Origin of the sequence: Providencia sp. PROV048, from assembly GCF_033688165.1 — a bacterium.
GTDB lineage: Bacteria > Pseudomonadota > Gammaproteobacteria > Enterobacterales > Enterobacteriaceae > Providencia > Providencia hangzhouensis.
Genome location: NZ_CP096360.1, coordinates 1,459,775 through 1,477,233 on the forward strand (window position 1 = coordinate 1,459,775; position 17,459 = coordinate 1,477,233).

At 37.9% G+C, this 17,459-nt stretch carries 15 protein-coding genes; 9 read left to right on the forward strand and 6 right to left on the reverse strand.

What is annotated here, in order from left to right:
* Positions 1-97: 97 nt before the first annotated feature.
* From M1F26_RS06265 to ygfZ, 3 genes are all read right to left on the reverse strand, one after another.
* On the reverse strand, positions 98-994 hold the full coding sequence (locus M1F26_RS06265; RefSeq protein WP_180359477.1) for a YncE family protein: 897 nt from the start codon (positions 992-994) through the stop codon (positions 98-100).
* A 243-nt stretch (positions 995-1,237) separates the two neighbouring features.
* Positions 1,238-1,858, reverse strand: a complete 621-nt coding sequence (locus M1F26_RS06270) for an HD domain-containing protein (protein WP_004261871.1) — start codon at positions 1,856-1,858, stop codon at positions 1,238-1,240.
* Between the two features lie 11 nt (positions 1,859-1,869).
* Positions 1,870-2,853, reverse strand: coding sequence for a tRNA-modifying protein YgfZ (gene ygfZ, locus M1F26_RS06275; protein WP_140170983.1), 984 nt, complete (start codon positions 2,851-2,853; stop codon positions 1,870-1,872).
* 247 nt (positions 2,854-3,100) lie between these two features.
* On the opposite strand from ygfZ, the gene sdhE reads away from it, so the two are divergent.
* Together sdhE and M1F26_RS06285 are read left to right on the forward strand one after the other, a co-directional pair.
* Positions 3,101-3,367, forward strand: a complete 267-nt coding sequence (sdhE, locus tag M1F26_RS06280) for an FAD assembly factor SdhE (protein ID WP_004261864.1) — start codon at positions 3,101-3,103, stop codon at positions 3,365-3,367.
* On the forward strand, positions 3,348-3,758 hold the full coding sequence (locus tag M1F26_RS06285; RefSeq protein ID WP_036958456.1) for a protein YgfX: 411 nt from the start codon (positions 3,348-3,350) through the stop codon (positions 3,756-3,758). The genes sdhE and M1F26_RS06285 overlap by 20 nt, the downstream gene beginning before the upstream one ends.
* A gap of 110 nt (positions 3,759-3,868) precedes the next feature.
* Here the strand turns inward: M1F26_RS06285 and fldB are convergent, their stop codons facing one another.
* Positions 3,869-4,387, reverse strand: a complete 519-nt coding sequence (fldB, locus tag M1F26_RS06290) for a flavodoxin FldB (protein ID WP_140170981.1) — start codon at positions 4,385-4,387, stop codon at positions 3,869-3,871.
* A 117-nt stretch (positions 4,388-4,504) separates the two neighbouring features.
* On the opposite strand from fldB, the gene xerD reads away from it, so the two are divergent.
* The 7 genes from xerD to M1F26_RS06325 all read left to right on the forward strand — a co-directional run bounded on the left by xerD (position 4,505) and on the right by M1F26_RS06325 (position 15,043).
* Entirely contained in the window at positions 4,505-5,407 is a 903-nt protein-coding gene (gene xerD, locus M1F26_RS06295; protein WP_004261814.1) for a site-specific tyrosine recombinase XerD, read from the forward strand.
* 21 nt (positions 5,408-5,428) lie between these two features.
* The gene (dsbC, locus tag M1F26_RS06300; RefSeq protein ID WP_140170979.1) at positions 5,429-6,133 is read left to right on the forward strand and encodes a bifunctional protein-disulfide isomerase/oxidoreductase DsbC; all 705 of its coding nucleotides are present in this window, start codon (positions 5,429-5,431) and stop codon (positions 6,131-6,133) included.
* 9 nt (positions 6,134-6,142) lie between these two features.
* Entirely contained in the window at positions 6,143-7,876 is a 1,734-nt protein-coding gene (gene recJ, locus M1F26_RS06305) for a single-stranded-DNA-specific exonuclease RecJ (RefSeq protein WP_140170977.1), read from the forward strand.
* 128 nt (positions 7,877-8,004) lie between these two features.
* Positions 8,005-9,106 (forward strand): peptide chain release factor 2 gene (gene prfB, locus M1F26_RS06310; protein ID WP_096863166.1). Its coding sequence is split into 2 segments (ribosomal slippage): positions 8,005-8,082 and positions 8,084-9,106, totalling 1,101 coding nucleotides; the frame shifts between segments, so codons are not numbered across the junction.
* A 7-nt stretch (positions 9,107-9,113) separates the two neighbouring features.
* Positions 9,114-10,631, forward strand: coding sequence for a lysine--tRNA ligase (gene lysS, locus M1F26_RS06315; protein ID WP_004261800.1), 1,518 nt, complete (start codon positions 9,114-9,116; stop codon positions 10,629-10,631).
* A gap of 825 nt (positions 10,632-11,456) precedes the next feature.
* Positions 11,457-12,011 carry a hypothetical protein gene (locus tag M1F26_RS06320; RefSeq protein WP_140170975.1) on the forward strand — a complete coding sequence of 185 codons (555 nt, stop codon included), beginning with the start codon at positions 11,457-11,459 and terminating at the stop codon, positions 12,009-12,011.
* Positions 12,012-12,031: 20 nt separating this feature from the next.
* Positions 12,032-15,043: a hypothetical protein gene (locus M1F26_RS06325; RefSeq protein ID WP_318837660.1), complete on the forward strand. Its 3,012-nt coding sequence runs from the start codon at positions 12,032-12,034 to the stop codon at positions 15,041-15,043.
* Between the two features lie 250 nt (positions 15,044-15,293).
* On the opposite strand, the gene M1F26_RS06330 is transcribed toward M1F26_RS06325, so the two are convergent.
* Both M1F26_RS06330 and M1F26_RS06335 read right to left on the reverse strand, forming a co-directional pair.
* A complete protein-coding gene (locus M1F26_RS06330) occupies positions 15,294-16,112 on the reverse strand; it encodes a helix-turn-helix transcriptional regulator (protein ID WP_140170973.1) in 819 nt (272 codons plus the stop codon).
* Positions 16,113-16,844: 732 nt separating this feature from the next.
* Complete coding sequence (locus tag M1F26_RS06335) at positions 16,845-17,207, reverse strand: nitrous oxide-stimulated promoter family protein (protein WP_096863321.1); 363 nt, start codon at positions 17,205-17,207, stop codon at positions 16,845-16,847.
* Positions 17,208-17,459: the final 252 nt, after the last annotated feature.

Below are 17,459 nucleotides of genomic sequence, written 5' to 3' on the forward strand. Positions count from 1 at the left end.
ATATCGCACACTTCCATTATATAATGTGAATTAAATACTCTTTAGGCTTGATTTCGGTGAGTTACTGAATTCAAGCCTTTATTTATTTAGGATTTATTTAACCTAAATATTGTGAGACACCCGTATAGTTTTTACCTTGGTGTAGCTTTTCCACGGCACCTGTTTCTATAATGACTCGGTAAACCCCCCCATTAAGGTCAGCCACATACATCAGTTGTGCAGGCTTATCATATGTGAGTCCAATAGCCTCTTTAAAACCACAGCTTATCACCTTGTAATGGCTTAATCCATCAGCAGAAATATTGGCACAATTTAAGCTATTACCATCGGGCTCAGCGCCTCTATCTGTCCAATATAAAATATGGTTTTCTTTATCAAGCAATAAATCAATAGGTTCGGGGAGGTCTTGAAGGAGTAATTGAATATCAGTTCGTTGATTGGCCGATTGTTGGATTTTAGGCGTTAATGGCACCCTAAAAATACGACCTAAATTACCTTTAGGGGTCCCTTTCTGAGTCCAGTAAATCCAATTATTTGTGACATCAACAGTAATGCCAACACATTGGTCTAATATATCTACTTTATTGTGTTTATCTCGGGGTCTTGCTACATGGACGAATAAATCAGAACCATCAATATTACATGATGAAACCATACCACCTTCACGGTCACACCAATATAATCGTTGATTTACTAAATCAAGATGCAATTGTTTTGGCGTTCTTATCTTTCCGTTGCCCAATAGTATTTTTCTGCCAGTACCATCAAAATTCATCACATTAATGGAGCCATCGTCAGCCTCATAATCTTCACCCATATTACTCCAATAAATTAATCGGTTAGCAGGGTCAACGGCAATACCATCAGGGGTTCCACCGAGTCCTTCGATAATTGGGATTGTTTGATGTGTTGATTTATTGAATTGAATTATAGCGGGTGAATGGACATCTAGAAGTAAAAGGTAAGGATTTGAATATTCATTGAATTTTTCCATTTTAAACCTCTTTGGCAAATGTTCAATGATAAAGATAGGAGCGATATTAATAATTGGCAAGTTATTAATATTGGTATTTCTATATAAGTCGAGATTAATAATTATTAAAAAATATAAAGTGGTTTATTATTTAAATCAAAATAATGAATTAGTGAAAAGTATATCTTGCTGTGGGTAATACACATAGATTAGATGAGTGTAACACGTTAAATAAAGCGGCTTTGTAGCCGCTTCTGACATAAATTACAGTAACCAGCCTTTTTGCTGAGCGAGTTCCAATTGTAATTTAAGTTGTTGATAAAATTCAGGTAGGATCTGCTGAATATAATCACATTTACTGAGAACTTGTTCCAGACGAATGTGGTTTTCGACCCAACTTTGGCCTTGATTATGCAGGTTCATCAGCATCGGCATCGCTCGGTCAATGGCATTCGCATACACAGATTCCGGGGTTTCTAATGCATCATATTCATTCCACAGAGCTAATAGCGTTTCATTTTGCGGGCTAGGCAGTAAGTTAAAAATACGCTTAGCCGCTTTAACTTCTTCTTCATGAATAGCATCACGAGCGGCATTATCAAATACCAATACATCGCCTGCATCAATTTCAACAATGTCATGAACAAGGGCAAGTTTTATCGCATGTTCGATATTAATGCCTTGAACATAAGGTGCAAAACTCATTGCTGCAACGGCAAATTGCCAACTGTGTTCTGCTGTGTTTTCTTGGCGTTCACGGTTCAATAACTTATTTTTACGATAAACACTTTTGAGTTTATCTAATTCCATCAAAAATTGGACGACTTCGGTAAAAGCCCCAAAATTAACCACCTCTACGGGCTTGTTACCTAATGCAGATGACATAAAAACTCCAATTAATTCTCTTCTAATGAATAAGGTAATGATGCGATAGTTAGATGACTTTGCTCATCCCCCATAACACGGAAAACGCTATCCGCTTCCATATCGTTATTCATAATGACTTGCACATAGATTTCGCCGCTACCTAAGCGAATAGCAGCTAAAACAGTTCCTGTACGGCGCCATTTATCACCAAGCTGCCATTCCACACCTTCACCAACGACAGGAATAGTGGTACCTGTACCTTTTAAGGTGTACATCGCACGTTTATTTGCACCACGGAATTTTGCACGGGCAACCATTTCTTGACCGGTATAACAGCCTTTTTTAAAGCTAATACCATCAGGTAGGGCTTGTAAGTTGGTTGCTTGAGGTAAATGTTGGGCACTATTTTGCTGATCGATAACCGCAAAACCGGCTTCGATATCAAGGGCTAACCATTGTTCATCGTTGACCTGAATAGCACCTAAGGTTTGGGCCATTTTTTGTGCCGTTTCTTCGTTCGTGATCACTAAAAAACGCTCTGTGGGTAATGCAAAATGTAATATTGTGGAGGCGTCGTCTGTAACCACTTGGTTTTGAGCGTCAGGTAATGCAGTAAATAATGTTGCCAGTGCTTCTCTAGCGCCTTTACCCGCGACTCCGACTAATTTCAGTTCTGGTTTTTTTTCAAAGGTGACTTTCGAAAAAACAGCATATTTTTTCAGTTCGGCGAGTTGTGAGTCGGCAACGCTGGTTCTTAATAAATATGAGTAGCCATCTAAATGATGGAATAGGCGGAGGTCGCTCCACATCTTACCTTTAGGATCACAATGTGCGGTTAATGCATGTGATTGCTTGAGTGTGGCGATATCTGCGGTTACTTGGCCTTGCAGGTATTTTTCTGCATCGGCGCCGTGAAGGTGAATAAGTTCCCAGTTTTCCAGTGAAATCAAAACGAGTGGTAAAGACTGAGATCCGAGAGGGAATTGCTGTGTACTATCAATTTGGTTAGTCATGATTTCACCTGTTGTTCTTTGATAGATAAAGGTGCCTAATGGTAAAATAGCTAGATAACATTGCAAGTAGTTATTATGATGAAGCTGTATTATCTAATAGTTTTTTATCATCTGTTTGTAGAAAAACGGTATTTTACTACTAAAATTACAACAATGTAGTCTATAACATGTTTTCTTAGCGGATAATCTGTTAGAGTATGGAAAATAATCAATCTAATCAGTTAACTGCAAAAAAGGTCGTAGTAGAATGGATATTGAGAATAAAGCGCGAATTCATTGGGCATGCCGCCGTGGTATGCGTGAATTAGATATTTCAATCATGCCGTTTTTTGAGTATGAATATGATGACCTAACAACTCACGATAAGCAGGTATTTGTCCGTTTATTAGAATGTGCGGACCCTGATTTATTCAATTGGCTAATGAATCACGGTCGTCCAGATGATGACGAACTTTTTCGTATGATTAAACTGATTCAGGAAAAAAATAAAAATCGTGGTCCTGTGGAAATCTAATCTCTCCATTTCATGGAAAACCCAACTGTTCTCAACCTGTGTTCATGGGGTCATTGGGATGTTTTTACTATTGGCTCCATGGTCCCCTGGTAACTCAATGATATGGTTGCCGCTATTAGTGGTTGTCGTTGCGAGTTGGGCAAAGAGCCAGAAAAATATCAGTAAAATAAAAGGGGTTGCTGTACTGGTTAATGGTAATAAGGTTCAGTGGAAGAAAAATGAATGGAGAATACTGAAAGCACCTTGGCTTACCCGCTATGGTATATTACTGACACTAGAAGCGTTACAAGGTAAACCACAAAAGCTCCATTTGTGGGTTGCAAAAGACGCATTGTCGGAAGAGAATTGGCGTAATTTAAACCAATTATTGCTGCAATACCCTGATATTTAGGCTACCAAAATCATAGGTGATAAATCAAATTGGTAGCCTAGTGTAGGGTAGATAACCCTCACTTTGGGTTATCAATAAGCAAGCTAATATAAGCTTGCGCCATACTTGCATTATAACAACGCTTCAATTTCCTCAAAAATTTGTACACACCACTGTGCGATGCGCTCATCAGTTTGTTCAAACTGGTGGACTTCATCTAATGCCAGCCCAACAAACATATCACCAGTTTCATTGAGTGGTTTAGGGCTATCAAAGGTATAGCCTTCAGTTGGCCAGAAACCGACAAATTTAGCGCCAGTTGGTTTTAGTTGATGATAGAGCATGCCAAGGGCATCAAGAAACCACTCGCCATAATCTATTTGGTCACCCAGTCCATACATCGCAATGATTTTATTTGCAAGGTTAAGATTGGGAAGCGCTTCCCAAATTTCAAGCCAATCTTCCTGTATTTCACCAAAATCCCACGTAGGTATTCCCAAAATAAGAACATCATACTGTTCCATTTCTGCTGGCGGTGTATCGTTAACGTTATGCAATGTGACTAAATCATCGCCGAGAATATCACGTATTTTTTCTGCAACCATTTCGGTATAACAGGTACTAGAACCGTAAAAAAGACCTATTTTCATATATATTATTACTATGTCCAGCTATGGTTTTCATCACAAGAGAGATATTGTAACAGAAGCAGCCACATTCAGGCATAATAGAATCGTGTGGTATTATCTAAAGGAAGCTTATCTGTCGTGGAAACAAAACAACTTAATCCATTAATTGAACAATTTCTTGATACAATTTGGCTTGAACAAGATCTAGCCGAAAATACATTGGCTTCTTATCGTAATGACCTTCAACTATTAGATAAATGGCTTGATGCGCATCAGTTGCATTTAGAAAGTGTTCAATCAATTGACTTACAATCTTTTTTTGCGGAACGTATTGATTGTGGATATAAAGCAACCAGTTCAGCACGTTTATTAAGTGCGATGCGTAGGTTATTTCAATATTTGTATCGGGAGAAAATCCGTCTGGATGACCCTTCTGCGGTGATTGCTGCCCCCAAAATTCCGCAGCGTTTACCCAAAGATTTAAGTGAAAAACAAGTTGAAGATTTATTAAATGCCCCTGCTACCGAAGATGCTTTAGAACTACGTGATAAGGCCATGTTGGAAGTGCTATATGCTTGTGGTTTGCGTGTTTCTGAATTAATCGGCTTAACTTTTTCAGATATTAGCTTGCGGCAGGGGGTTATTCGCGTTGTTGGTAAAGGCGATAAAGAAAGATTGATTCCCTTGGGGGAAGAGGCAATATATTGGCTAGAGAAATATATTGATGAAGGTCGCCCAGATTTATTAAATGGCAAAACTAGCGATATTCTATTCCCGAGTAAGCGTGGCACGAAAATGACTCGGCAAACGTTTTGGCATCGAATAAAATATTATGCAGTACTTGCACATATTGATAGCGAGCTACTCTCACCGCATGTTCTTAGACACGCATTTGCAACCCATTTACTCAATCATGGGGCAGATTTACGCGTGGTACAAATGTTGTTAGGTCATAGTGATCTTTCAACCACCCAAATTTATACTCATGTTGCTACTGAACGGTTACGAGTATTGCATGAGCAGCATCATCCAAGGGGGTGATGCATGATTAAAGGACTATCTATGAAACGCAAATTGTTATTATTGGCTGCTGCATGTATTGCGACTGTGACTTCCACGGTCTATGGGGCAACAGAAGAAAAAGTTATCCGTGATACTTTGGAAAAATACAACATGGTTGTTGAGGTAATTAAACCTTCGCCAATCGTTGGGCTGAATGTTGTTGAAACCACAACAGGGGTTGTTTATATCACTGATGATGGCAAATATTTATTGCAAGGGCCAATTTATGATATGAGCGGTAAAAACCCAGTCAATATCAGTAATCAGCCATTAATGAAAAAAGTAGAAGCGCTCAAAGATGAAATGATTATCTTCAAAGCCCCTCAGGAAAAGCATGTTGTGACAGTTTTTACCGATATTAGTTGTGGTTATTGTAAAAAATTACATGAATCTGTTGGTGAATTAAACAGCCAAGGTGTCACGGTGCGTTATCTGGCTTATCCACGCCAAGGTGCAGATAGCGACGTAGGAAAGAAAATGGCATCTATTTGGTGCAATGGCCTACAACAAAAAGCATTAACTCAAGCGTTTAAAGGTGAAGAAGTTGCCATGATTGAAGATTGCAAAATTGACCTAAGTAAACATATGAATGTGGGTAATTTATTCAAAGTGACGGGAACACCAGCAATCATCCTACCGGATGGGCAATTACTGCCTGGATACATGAAACCGGATGCCCTTGTTCAATTACTCAACGAAAAATAGTTAATTATTGTGAATGTAGAAACACTCTTACAACAAAGACAGCAGCAAAGTTCTGCCGCTCAACTTCCTGGCTTGCCTGAGCTATTACAACGAATTTACCAGCATCGGGGCATCACGGATATCAATCAGTTAGAGCGCAAAGCAGCTAATTTATTGGATTATCGGACATTATCGGGTGTTGATAAGGCATTGCCCCTACTTTATCGTGCGTTAAATGAACATGAAGCTATTACTATTGTTGGGGATTTCGATGCGGATGGAGCAACCAGTACGGCATTAGCTATTAGAGCTCTAAAATCAATGGGATATAGAAATATCAATTATATCGTTCCGAACCGTTTTGAAAATGGTTATGGATTAACGCCATTGGTTGTCGAAGAAGCTTGTAAACGCGGAACGAATCTCATTATTACCGTTGATAATGGCATCTCATCCCATGAAGGGGTTGCAGTAGCTAATCAATATGGAATGAATGTAATTATTACCGATCACCATCTGCCGGGGGAAACTTTGCCTGCTGCGGATGCGATAATCAACCCGAACTTAAATGAATGTTGCTTTGCATCTAAATCATTAGCCGGGGTTGGTGTCACATTTTATTTAATGTCTGCCTTACGTGCATATCTACGTCAGCAAGGGTGGTTTGTGCAGCAAGGGCTAGCAGAGCCTAATTTAGCCGAGTACCTTGATTTGGTTGCATTAGGAACTGTTGCAGATGTGGTTCCTCTTGATACAAATAACCGCATTTTAGTTCACCAAGGGCTAAATCGTGTTAGAGCTGGGCGCTGTTGCGCGGGTATTAAAGCCCTCATTGAGGTTTCCAAACGTGATTTATCAAGACTAGTGGCAAATGATTTTGGGTTTGCGCTTGGCCCTAGGCTAAATGCGGCAGGCAGATTAGATGATATGTCAGTGAGCATTGAATTATTACTGACAGACGATATGGCGTATGCAAGGGAACTGGCAAATGAGTTAGATGGGCTGAATCAAACTCGCCGTGAGATTGAAGCGGGTATGCAGCAAGAAGCGCTCGTGCTTTTTAATCAATTCGAATACGGTGAAAGCCAGTTACCAAATGGCTTAGCCATTTATCATCCTGAATGGCATCAGGGGGTTGTCGGTATACTCGCCTCAAGGATCAAAGAACAATATCATCGTCCTGTTATCGCTTTTGCTCCTGCGGGTGATGGTTTATTAAAAGGTTCTGGGCGTTCCATTCAGGGTGTCCATATGCGGGATGCATTAGAACGGTTAAATACATTACAACCCGGGATTATGCAAAAATTTGGTGGCCATGCAATGGCAGCAGGCTTAACTTTGCATGTTGATCAATTTGACGCTTTTAAACATCACTTTGAATTATTGATGGGTGAATTAGTTCAACCTGAGCAATTGGCTGGGGTAATCTGGAGTGATGGCGAACTTTCACGCAATGAGTTTTGTTTAGAAACTGCAGAACTTATTCGAGAAAGTGGCCCATGGGGACAAGCATTTCCGGAACCTATATTTGATGGTGAATTCCAATTGTTACAGCAAAGGCTTGTTGGTGAGCGCCATTTGAAACTTATGCTGGAACCCGTGAATGGTGGGCCAATGTTAGATGCAATTATGTTTAATATTGATGTTCGTCGATGGCCAGATAACAGCATCAAAAAAGCGAAAATAGCCTTTAAATTAGATGTGAACGAATATCGTGGACAAAAAAACGTCCAGCTAATGATTGAGCATATTTGGCCTGATTAAGCCTATCATAAACGGCGGAATAACCAGCAAATAGCGTTTGATGGCGCTATAAACATGAGATAAATTCCGCTATACTAAGCGGTTTGTGAATAAAAAATTATTTTTGACTAACCATAAGATATTGAAAAATGACGTTTGAAATAAACCCAGTAAAAAATAAGATTCAGGACCTGTCTGAACGGACAGTGGTTCTGAGGGGGTATCTTTGACTATGATGCCAAGAAAGAACGCTTAGAAGAAGTCAATGCTGAGCTTGAACAGCCTGATGTGTGGAATGAACCCGAAAGAGCGCAAGCCCTTGGTAAAGAACGCTCATCTCTTGAAGCAATTGTTGAAACGATTGACCAGATGACGCAAGGCCTTGAAGATGTTGAAGGTTTATTAGAGCTTGCGGTTGAAGCTGATGACGAAGACACATTCAATGAAGCTGAAGCTGAACTAGAGCAATTAGAAGGCAAATTAGAGCAACTTGAATTTCGTCGTATGTTCTCTGGCGAATACGATAGTGCAGATTGCTACATTGATTTACAAGCGGGTTCTGGCGGTACTGAAGCGCAAGATTGGGCAAGTATGTTATTGCGTATGTACTTGCGTTGGGCCGAGTCAAAGGGCTTTAAAACCGAGATTATCGAAGAGTCTGATGGTGATGTTGCTGGGCTAAAATCGGCAACAGTCAAAATTATTGGTGACTATGCCTACGGGTGGTTAAGAACGGAAACTGGTGTTCACCGTTTGGTTCGTAAGAGTCCGTTTGACTCAGGAGGGCGTCGCCATACTTCTTTTAGTTCTGCGTTTATTTATCCTGAAGTTGATGATGATATTGATATCGAAATCAATCCAGCGGATTTGCGTATTGATGTATACCGTGCATCTGGTGCGGGTGGTCAGCACGTAAACAAAACGGAATCAGCGGTACGTATCACACATATTCCAACCAATATTGTGACGCAATGCCAGAATGACCGTTCGCAGCATAAAAATAAAGACCAAGCTATGCGCCAGTTAAAAGCGAAGCTATACGAACTGGAAATGCAAAAGAAAAATGCAGATAAGCAAGCGATGGAAGAGAACAAGTCTGATATTGGCTGGGGAAGCCAGATTCGTTCTTATGTCCTTGATGATGCAAGAATTAAAGATTTACGTACTGGTGTGGAAACGCGTAACACGCAAGCCGTACTGGATGGTGATTTGGATAAATTCATTGAAGCTAGTTTAAAAGCTGGCCTGTGAGGAAAAAATGTCTCAGGAACAACAAGGTGTTGAACAAGCACCTGATTTGAATAACGAACTTAAAGCCCGTAAAGAAAAATTAGCGGCACTGCGTGAAAAGGGTATTCCATTTCCAAATGATTTTCGTCGTGAAGATATTTCCGACAAAATTCATGCGCAATATGATGATAAAACATCCGAAGAGCTTGAAGACTTAAATATTGAAGTGTCGATTGCTGGTCGTATGATGACGCGCCGTATCATGGGTAAAGCGTCATTTGCCACGTTACAGGACGTTGGCGGACGCATTCAAATTTATGTATCGCGTGATGACTTAGCAGAAGGCATTTATAACGAACAGTTTAAAAAATGGGACTTAGGCGATATCTTAGGTGCTAAAGGCCGTTTATTTAAAACCAAAACCGGCGAGTTAACTGTTCATTGTCATGAAGTTCGTTTATTAACCAAAGCGTTGCGTCCATTACCTGACAAATTCCACGGTCTATCAGACCAAGAAACACGTTACCGTCAGCGTTACCTTGATCTAATCGCTAATGATGAATCTCGTCATACTTTTATTGTTCGTTCGAAGATCCTCGCTGAAGTACGTAACTTTATGGTTAGCTACGGCTTTATGGAAGTGGAAACACCGATGATGCAAGTCATTCCAGGTGGTGCTTCTGCACGTCCATTTGTGACTCACCATAATGCATTAGATATTGATATGTATTTACGTATTGCGCCTGAATTGTACCTCAAGCGCTTAGTTGTGGGTGGTTTTGAACGTGTATTTGAAATCAACCGTAATTTCCGTAATGAGGGGTTATCCCCACGTCATAACCCAGAGTTCACAATGATGGAACTCTATATGGCTTATGCTGATTACCGTGATCTAATCGCATTGACAGAAGATTTGTTCCGTACACTGACACAAAAAGTGTTAGGTAATACTGTTGTTCAGTATGGTGAACAAGAGTTCGATTTTGGTAAGCCATTTACTAAAATGACGATGAAAGAAGCTATTTGCAAATATCGTCCAGAAACGAATGTTGCTGATTTGGATGATATGGATAAAGCGGTGGCAATTGCTCAGTCTATCGGTATTAAGATTGAAAAGAGCTGGGGCTTAGGGCGCGTACAGTGTGAAATCTTCGAAGAAGTTGCAGAAAGCCACTTGATTCAGCCAACATTTATTACTGAGTATCCAGCTGAAGTTTCGCCGTTAGCGCGTCGTAATGATGACAACCCATTTATTACCGACCGTTTTGAATTCTTCATTGGTGGTCGTGAAATCGGTAACGGTTTCTCGGAATTAAATGACGCAGAAGACCAAGCTGAACGCTTTGCTGAGCAAGTTCGTCAAAAAGATGAAGGTGATGACGAAGCAATGTTCTATGATGAAGACTATGTTACTGCATTAGAACATGGTTTACCGCCAACGGCCGGTTTAGGTATTGGTATTGACCGTATGGTGATGTTATTCACGAATAGCCATACCATTCGTGATGTTATTTTATTCCCTGCTTTACGTCCTAGCAAAGCTTAAATGCCATTATGCCCGGTTAATTCCGGGCATATATTTACATTTATAAGCTATCAATATTACTCTTCACATGTTTTATTCAAGTCGTTCATTTTAGTTTAAAGATAAAACACCATTTACTAGACGTTAAATGAGTAACGCAAAATAAAATCACTAAAAAGTATTTTTTTAGTGATTATGACTATGTAATCACTATGTTTTAATTAAAAATAAATTTGAGTTACGAATCGTATCAATTTAATATAAGTAATTCTGACAGATAACTGCTATGCTTTATTACGTAGTTGACTGTCTATAAATACGTTTTTTGATAAAAATTTGATTCTATTTATAATTTTTAATTACTGTTAGCCTGTAGAATTGAATTAAGCAAGTTACTCATATTTGGTGTGATGGCGAAAATTGCCATGTCATCGGCTTAAATGTGTCAGCAACTTGATAAATGAAATAGGATTTTTTCGTTAGAGAACATTTTATTTGTTAACAATTGTTACAGGTGACAGAACTAAAATAAGAGTTTACTTGAAAGGTATTGAATTGCTAGTAAGGTTTACCAAGTAACCTGATCGTTATCTGACATAAAATAATAAAAAATTTCGGCAAAGGTGTTAATTTATCCCTTTATAGGACGACTAGTGAGAATTAGCTCATAAAATTAATGAAAATGTAGCAATAAAATAATTTTAAAACTAAAGTTAAGTTAATCTAAATTTATGAGATGACTCTATTTCTACATTCGGACTTATAGAAAATAGCTAGTTTTTAGCTTACACTAGGTTTTTTGGACATCATTATAATAGCGAAGAAAAGTGCTGGTAAGGTAACCATATGTTTTTAAAAAATAAATTTCATGTTGCATCTTTGCTTATAGCAGGTACAGCTCTTCTTTCAGGTTGTACATTTGGCTCAGACACATACAATACAGCAACACCGAATACCCCAAGTAAACAGACAGTCAATACAAGTCCCGCTCAGCCGGTAACACAACCAACGGCGGATACTAATTCAGGTCAGACCGATAACACATACCCTGAATCTCAAAAAGTTTTAAATAGTGCCATTAGTCGTACACCAATAGCATCAACAAGCTATGGTGAAAATGGTGCTGATCAGCAATCATTTGCCCATTTAAATACGTGTGTTAAAGAATTAAACGCGCTCAAAACACTCTCACCTAAAGATTACAATCGCTTAGTAGGTTCATTTAAAGAAGTTAGCGAAATCAACCGTCTATATCGACAAGTTGAAAGTACTGCTAGCCCAGACACAATTGAATTATTACAAATGGCGATAGAATCTAAAACTAAAGTGTTGTGCGCAAAAGTTCGTTATAACTCAGTATTGTCTACCGAATCAACATTGAAGAAAATTAGTGGATTATGAGAATAAACCTTAGGCTTTGTGTGTCACTGGCACTTGTTACGACTTTTTTTAGTCATGCTCCAAAAGCAGAGCGCTTTAACAATGTAATTGATGATTTTGATACCTACCTTCAAATGGAAAAAGAAGGCAAAGTACAAGAGCAAAAACAACAATTGCCAGTTAATACACAAAACCAAGGTTATGATATCTTTTCTTCGCTATCTACTGTTCCTGCGCCGAAAGAGAAGCAAAAATCTGCGGCAGCGAATAAAGGAACTAAAGGCAAAACTACAGGGAAAAGTAAATCTGCTGCTACATCAACGAAGAAAGCAGATGTAGCGAAAGCAGACCCTGTAGAGCCAGAAAAAACGACTTTTCCTGAAGTGTGTGCGGTGGCGACAGAAAATGGCGTAGCGCCTATTTTATTGTCGTCTTACCCTTATTTTTTTCAAAGCAACCAATGGGATCCTGCTTATCTAGCAAAAGATTTTGCAAAGTATCAATTGGTTCTTGACCCACTCGGCTTATATTCATCTAAATTTGCTAAGCCTACAGGTATTAATACCTCTGCTTATCTTGAGCAGTTAGCGCAATTAATTGAACGCCAGCAATTAACACATCTATATAAGTTTGGTATTGCTCAAGGAGTAGGCCAGCTTATTGCCTATAATCATTTACTCAATGATGATCAACTCGTTTCTGAACTTATTAATCATAATAAGAGTATCGCGCAATTAACGCAGACAATTACCGAAAAACAATTTGAGATTGATAAACTAAACGACGAAGTTCTGAAGAGTAAAGAGCATATAGCCCAGCTACAGGCGGTTGTAAATTCATCAGATGATCAGTCTTTAATTGACACGTTAAAGGCTAAATTGGCGGATGCCCAAAAAACAATTGAGCAAAAGCAAAATAGTCTTGAACAATTAAGTCAAGAAAATCAGCAAACCCAAGAAACGATTGCCCAGCTTGAGAAACAATTAAATGAAAGTGTTGTCGAACAAGCCCAACTTAAACAGCAATTAGCAGAGAAAGAACAACAATTTGCTACCGCAAATTTGAAAATTGAGCAATTAACCGCTGATATTGCAAAATTGGAGTCAGAGGCTAAAAATCAACTGCAACTTGTTGGTAATACTGATGAACAAATGAAGTCAGTGACAGCTGAACTTTTACAGCAAAAAGAGTTGTTAAAACAGAAAGAAAATGAATTAGCTACGGCTAAAAGTGAAAAAGATGATGTCCAATCTTCTTTGGTCGCTCAGCAAGAGAAAAGTAAATCATTAGAGTCACAAAACCAGCAACTACAAGCCCAGTTAGTCGAAAAAGAACAATTAGCGAAAAGCATTCAAGCTTCTTTGGCGGAAAAAACTGAACAAGCTGAGCAAAAAGTTGTATTAGAAAATGCCTTAAAAGTTGCCCAGGAACAGCTGAATTCATATCAAAGTACGCAAAATACGTTAGAAAAACAGTTAGCTCAAAGTGAAAAACAGCAAGCTGAGTTGCAGGCGAAACTCAACCAGCAAGAGCACGATTACGTTACGGCACAGGCGCAACTGAAACAAGCGAACACGGATTTGCAGAAGCTGAAGAATGAAGTTGAAACAAAAACAGCTTTAATGAATCAAGCCAGCGACCAACAGGTTAAAGCGCTGACGGCAGATTTAAACAAACAACTCGCTTTGCTGAAGCAAAAAGAAGACGGGTTGAAGAAAGCTGAAACGGAAAGTAAAGTAACTCGTGAGGCGCTCGCCAAACAGCAAGCAGATGCAAAAGCGTTAGCGGAGAAAAACCAGCAGCTTGTTACGCAACTGAAACAGAAAGCGCAGCAAGCAGATAAGATCCAAGCATCTTTAGCAGAGCAAACTGCCAAATTAGCACAAAAAATTACGTTAGAGTCTGAATTAGCAACAGCAAAAAAACAGTTGGCTGAGCAGCAAGCAGCACAGAATGTTTTATCAAAACAATATGTTGAGAGCCAAAAGCAACAGCAACAATTGCAAGAAAACTTAAAACAAAATGAACAAAATTTTGTTAATGCTCAAAAACAATTGGAACAGGCTAATGCAGAACTGCTGAAATTACAAAAAGATGTTGAAAAACAAACAGCGCTAGTAGGTCAAGCAAGTGACAAGCAAGTTAAAGCGTTAACTGCGGACTTAAATAAACAAGTTACATTATTGAAAGAAAAAGAAAGCGCTATTGCCAAGTTAGAATCTGAGAAAAAATCAATTAGTGACGCTCTTGCTGCCCAAGAAAGTGAGAAGAAAAAACTTGACCAGCAAAACCAGCAATTTACTAAGCAGACTAAGGCTCAAGAAGACAAAATCAGCAAACTTGAAAGTGATATTGCGGCTAAAACAAAGAAACAGTCTGAAATTGAGCAAAAACTGACAGACACGAATAAACTTCTTGGTGATTTAAAAGCGAACTCTCAAAAAGAGTTGGCATTAGCACAAGAGAAATTGAAAAAACTACAAACGGAATTGGATTCAAGTAAATCCATTTCGAGTGATGAAGCTTTAAAATCACAAATTATGGCGTTAAATCGACAGATAACTCAATTACAAAATGAAAATGATGCATTAAAAGCAAGAGGTGGTTCGAAATCGAGTACTGGTCTGGCTGGGCGAATTCCTCCTAGCAAAGATGCAAAAGTGATTGCTGCAGAAAATGCGAAGAAAAACCAAAAAATTATTGAGCAAATTACCGCTCAAAAATACAGTAAGCTCGATAGCAATACTTACTATAAAATCATTCAAGTTGGCTCACCGATAAAAGACGTGAAAAATAAAGACGTGACTTTTATTATGAGAGAGCAATTAACTGACGGTAAGGTTACGGTGTTGTATACCGATCAAAACCCTGTCACATTACCTTATAATCAGTTACCTGCACCATTAAACTCCTTTGTCGAACGAGCAGGGGAAGGGGGAATGGTTAAAGTCTATATTAAACCTGAAGGTGGGTATGGCGTTGAAGGCATACCAGGTGAGGTACCACCAAACTCCATGTCAATTATTGATTTAAAAATAATCAAAGCGAAATAGCATAGCTTTTATTTAAGGTTATCTTAAAGGTAATTTGTCACTGAAAGGCAAATTACCTTTTTTTGTGATGTATCAATCTGAAAGAAGTATAAGAAGTATAAGAAGTATAAGGAGTATAAGAAGTATAAGAAGTATAAGAAGTGAATGTGAATATTTAAAGGAAGGATTTGATGTTTGCCTTTCTGCCAGATTATAGTGAAGATTAAACTTCTATAACTGACAGGGCATGAGTTAGAGTCTTACTGAGCGGTTAAGCTGCTATTCTTGACCGACTCGGTGTGTAGCCAAACCGTTTTCGATAAGTTTGGGTGAAGTAAGATTGACTTGAAAAGCCTGCTTCCATAGAAACCTCTACAATACTCATTGTAGTATTAATTAATAACTGGTGTGCATACATAATACGTTTTTCACTTATCCATGCGCGTGGTGACGTTGCATAAACGCTATTGAACAGTTCTTTAAATGTTGTTAATCCCATACCAAAAGTACGTGCGAACTCACTTAATTTCCACTCTTTAAGATAATTATTTTCCATAAACATTTGTAGACGTTCTATTTGGCGACTACTTAGCTGTCTAAAATTAGATAGCAATAAAGCACCTTGTTCACTGTAGCTTAGTAATAACAGTAATTCACTAACTCGGAGTGAGAAAATGACGTCAGGGTATTCGTTATTAACAAATGTATTTAAGCTTGATTTGATTTCTTCAATGAGAGGGGATGAATTAAATTTAATGATATCACAGGGTAAACCTTCATTGCGGTCTATTTCGCTTAACTCAGTGCCATGATTGGCGATGAAACTACGCAAAAAGTTATCATCCAAGGATATCCAAAGTAATTTGCAACTTGTTGTTTCAGTGAGCTGTAGTGAGTAAGCTCCCTGTTTGTGATATAAGATATCGCCTTCATTTAAAGATTGTGAGTTAGCTGGGGTTTCTAGTAACACAGAGCCTTGTTCTATAATTAAAAGCCCTTTAGTTTCTAGGTCAATAATGTTATGGGCCGCGTTACTATCAATGTTTATCTGTTTAATGAAGTGTCGATTTGGTGAGTTTATTGCTTGCATGACTATACCTTTTTAATCGTATTTAAATATAAATTCAAAATAAAATATTCAACTATTCCTATCTGGTGATATAAAGCATGGATGTTATTAGTATGATTGAAATTATATAAATCGATTAATTTTGTGTCACATTATAATTCTAAATATAAATAAATGTTTCTAAATATACTTTTTCCGAGCTATTGGTGCGAATTAATCGGTATTTTTCGTGTAATTAGTGGGGTAATTTAATTATTATACTTATAATTTTAATTAGTTTGGATTTTTAATCTGAATTGGTAAAATTAGTCGTATGTTAATATGTTATCGTTTTTTACACCTAAACCGTGTTTTTTTTCTACTTTCTTCTTACTTATCATTTTTAGCATAGTAATATAAATTTTAGCTATGCTAATGATGATTATAGATTTCGGCAAAACTATCATTTATTAATTTTGCTAATGTAATTAATGGTTATTAATCTAATTTATTTATTTTTTAAATCGATATGATTGATTTAATTTATTAAGATGTGGGGGGATTGCTATTTATTTGTGACTTGAGTCTCGTTTTTTAATTGATAGGTTTCTATGATTGCTTTAATAGGTATTTTAAATATATATTTTTATAAATAGTTCTTTAGCGTTACTACTTATTGCTCGCCATTTTTCAACATCTTTGTGCTTTATTATTTCTCCTCATGTTGTACTTTGCTTTAAATAGAGGGTTAAGCTTGAGCTATAGGCTCACTAATTATGGCTCTTGTTTCTGAGTTGCTCGCTTGTTTACTTTAGCTGGTAAATCAGGGACTGGTTTACGATCATCAAGTAAATGACGTATAGCGAGAATTGGGTGATGGATTAACATCTTCGGGCCAGCCCAGCGCATAACTAGCTTCATCTGCTCTCTCATTTTGGGTTGGTAACAATGGATTGGACATTGTTTACATGCTGGTTTTTCTTCTCCATATCGGCATTTTTCTAATCTATTAACGGCATAGGAAAATAGTTTTTGATAAAAATCAGGTGATTCTGCTGGTGCTGGATAGGCTTTCTCATAGATTTTTATCATTTTTTCAATCGTTTTAATTTCACGGTGTATGCGTTTGCCAACCATAGAAAATTCTCTATAAAAACAAAACATATATTTAATATACAATTTATAGTTGGTTTATGATAATTTTTTTGTATTTTTATTGATGGGACTCAATAAAATGGTGAGTTATTCGGCGTAATAAAAAGAGGGTAATAAAAAAACACCCTCTTATATTAGTGTGAAACAACACTAGCTAACGTTAAATGATCGATAGAATATCATTATCTTTTAGGATGTTAGCCCAGTTTTTGAATTTCATTATGTGAGAAAAAC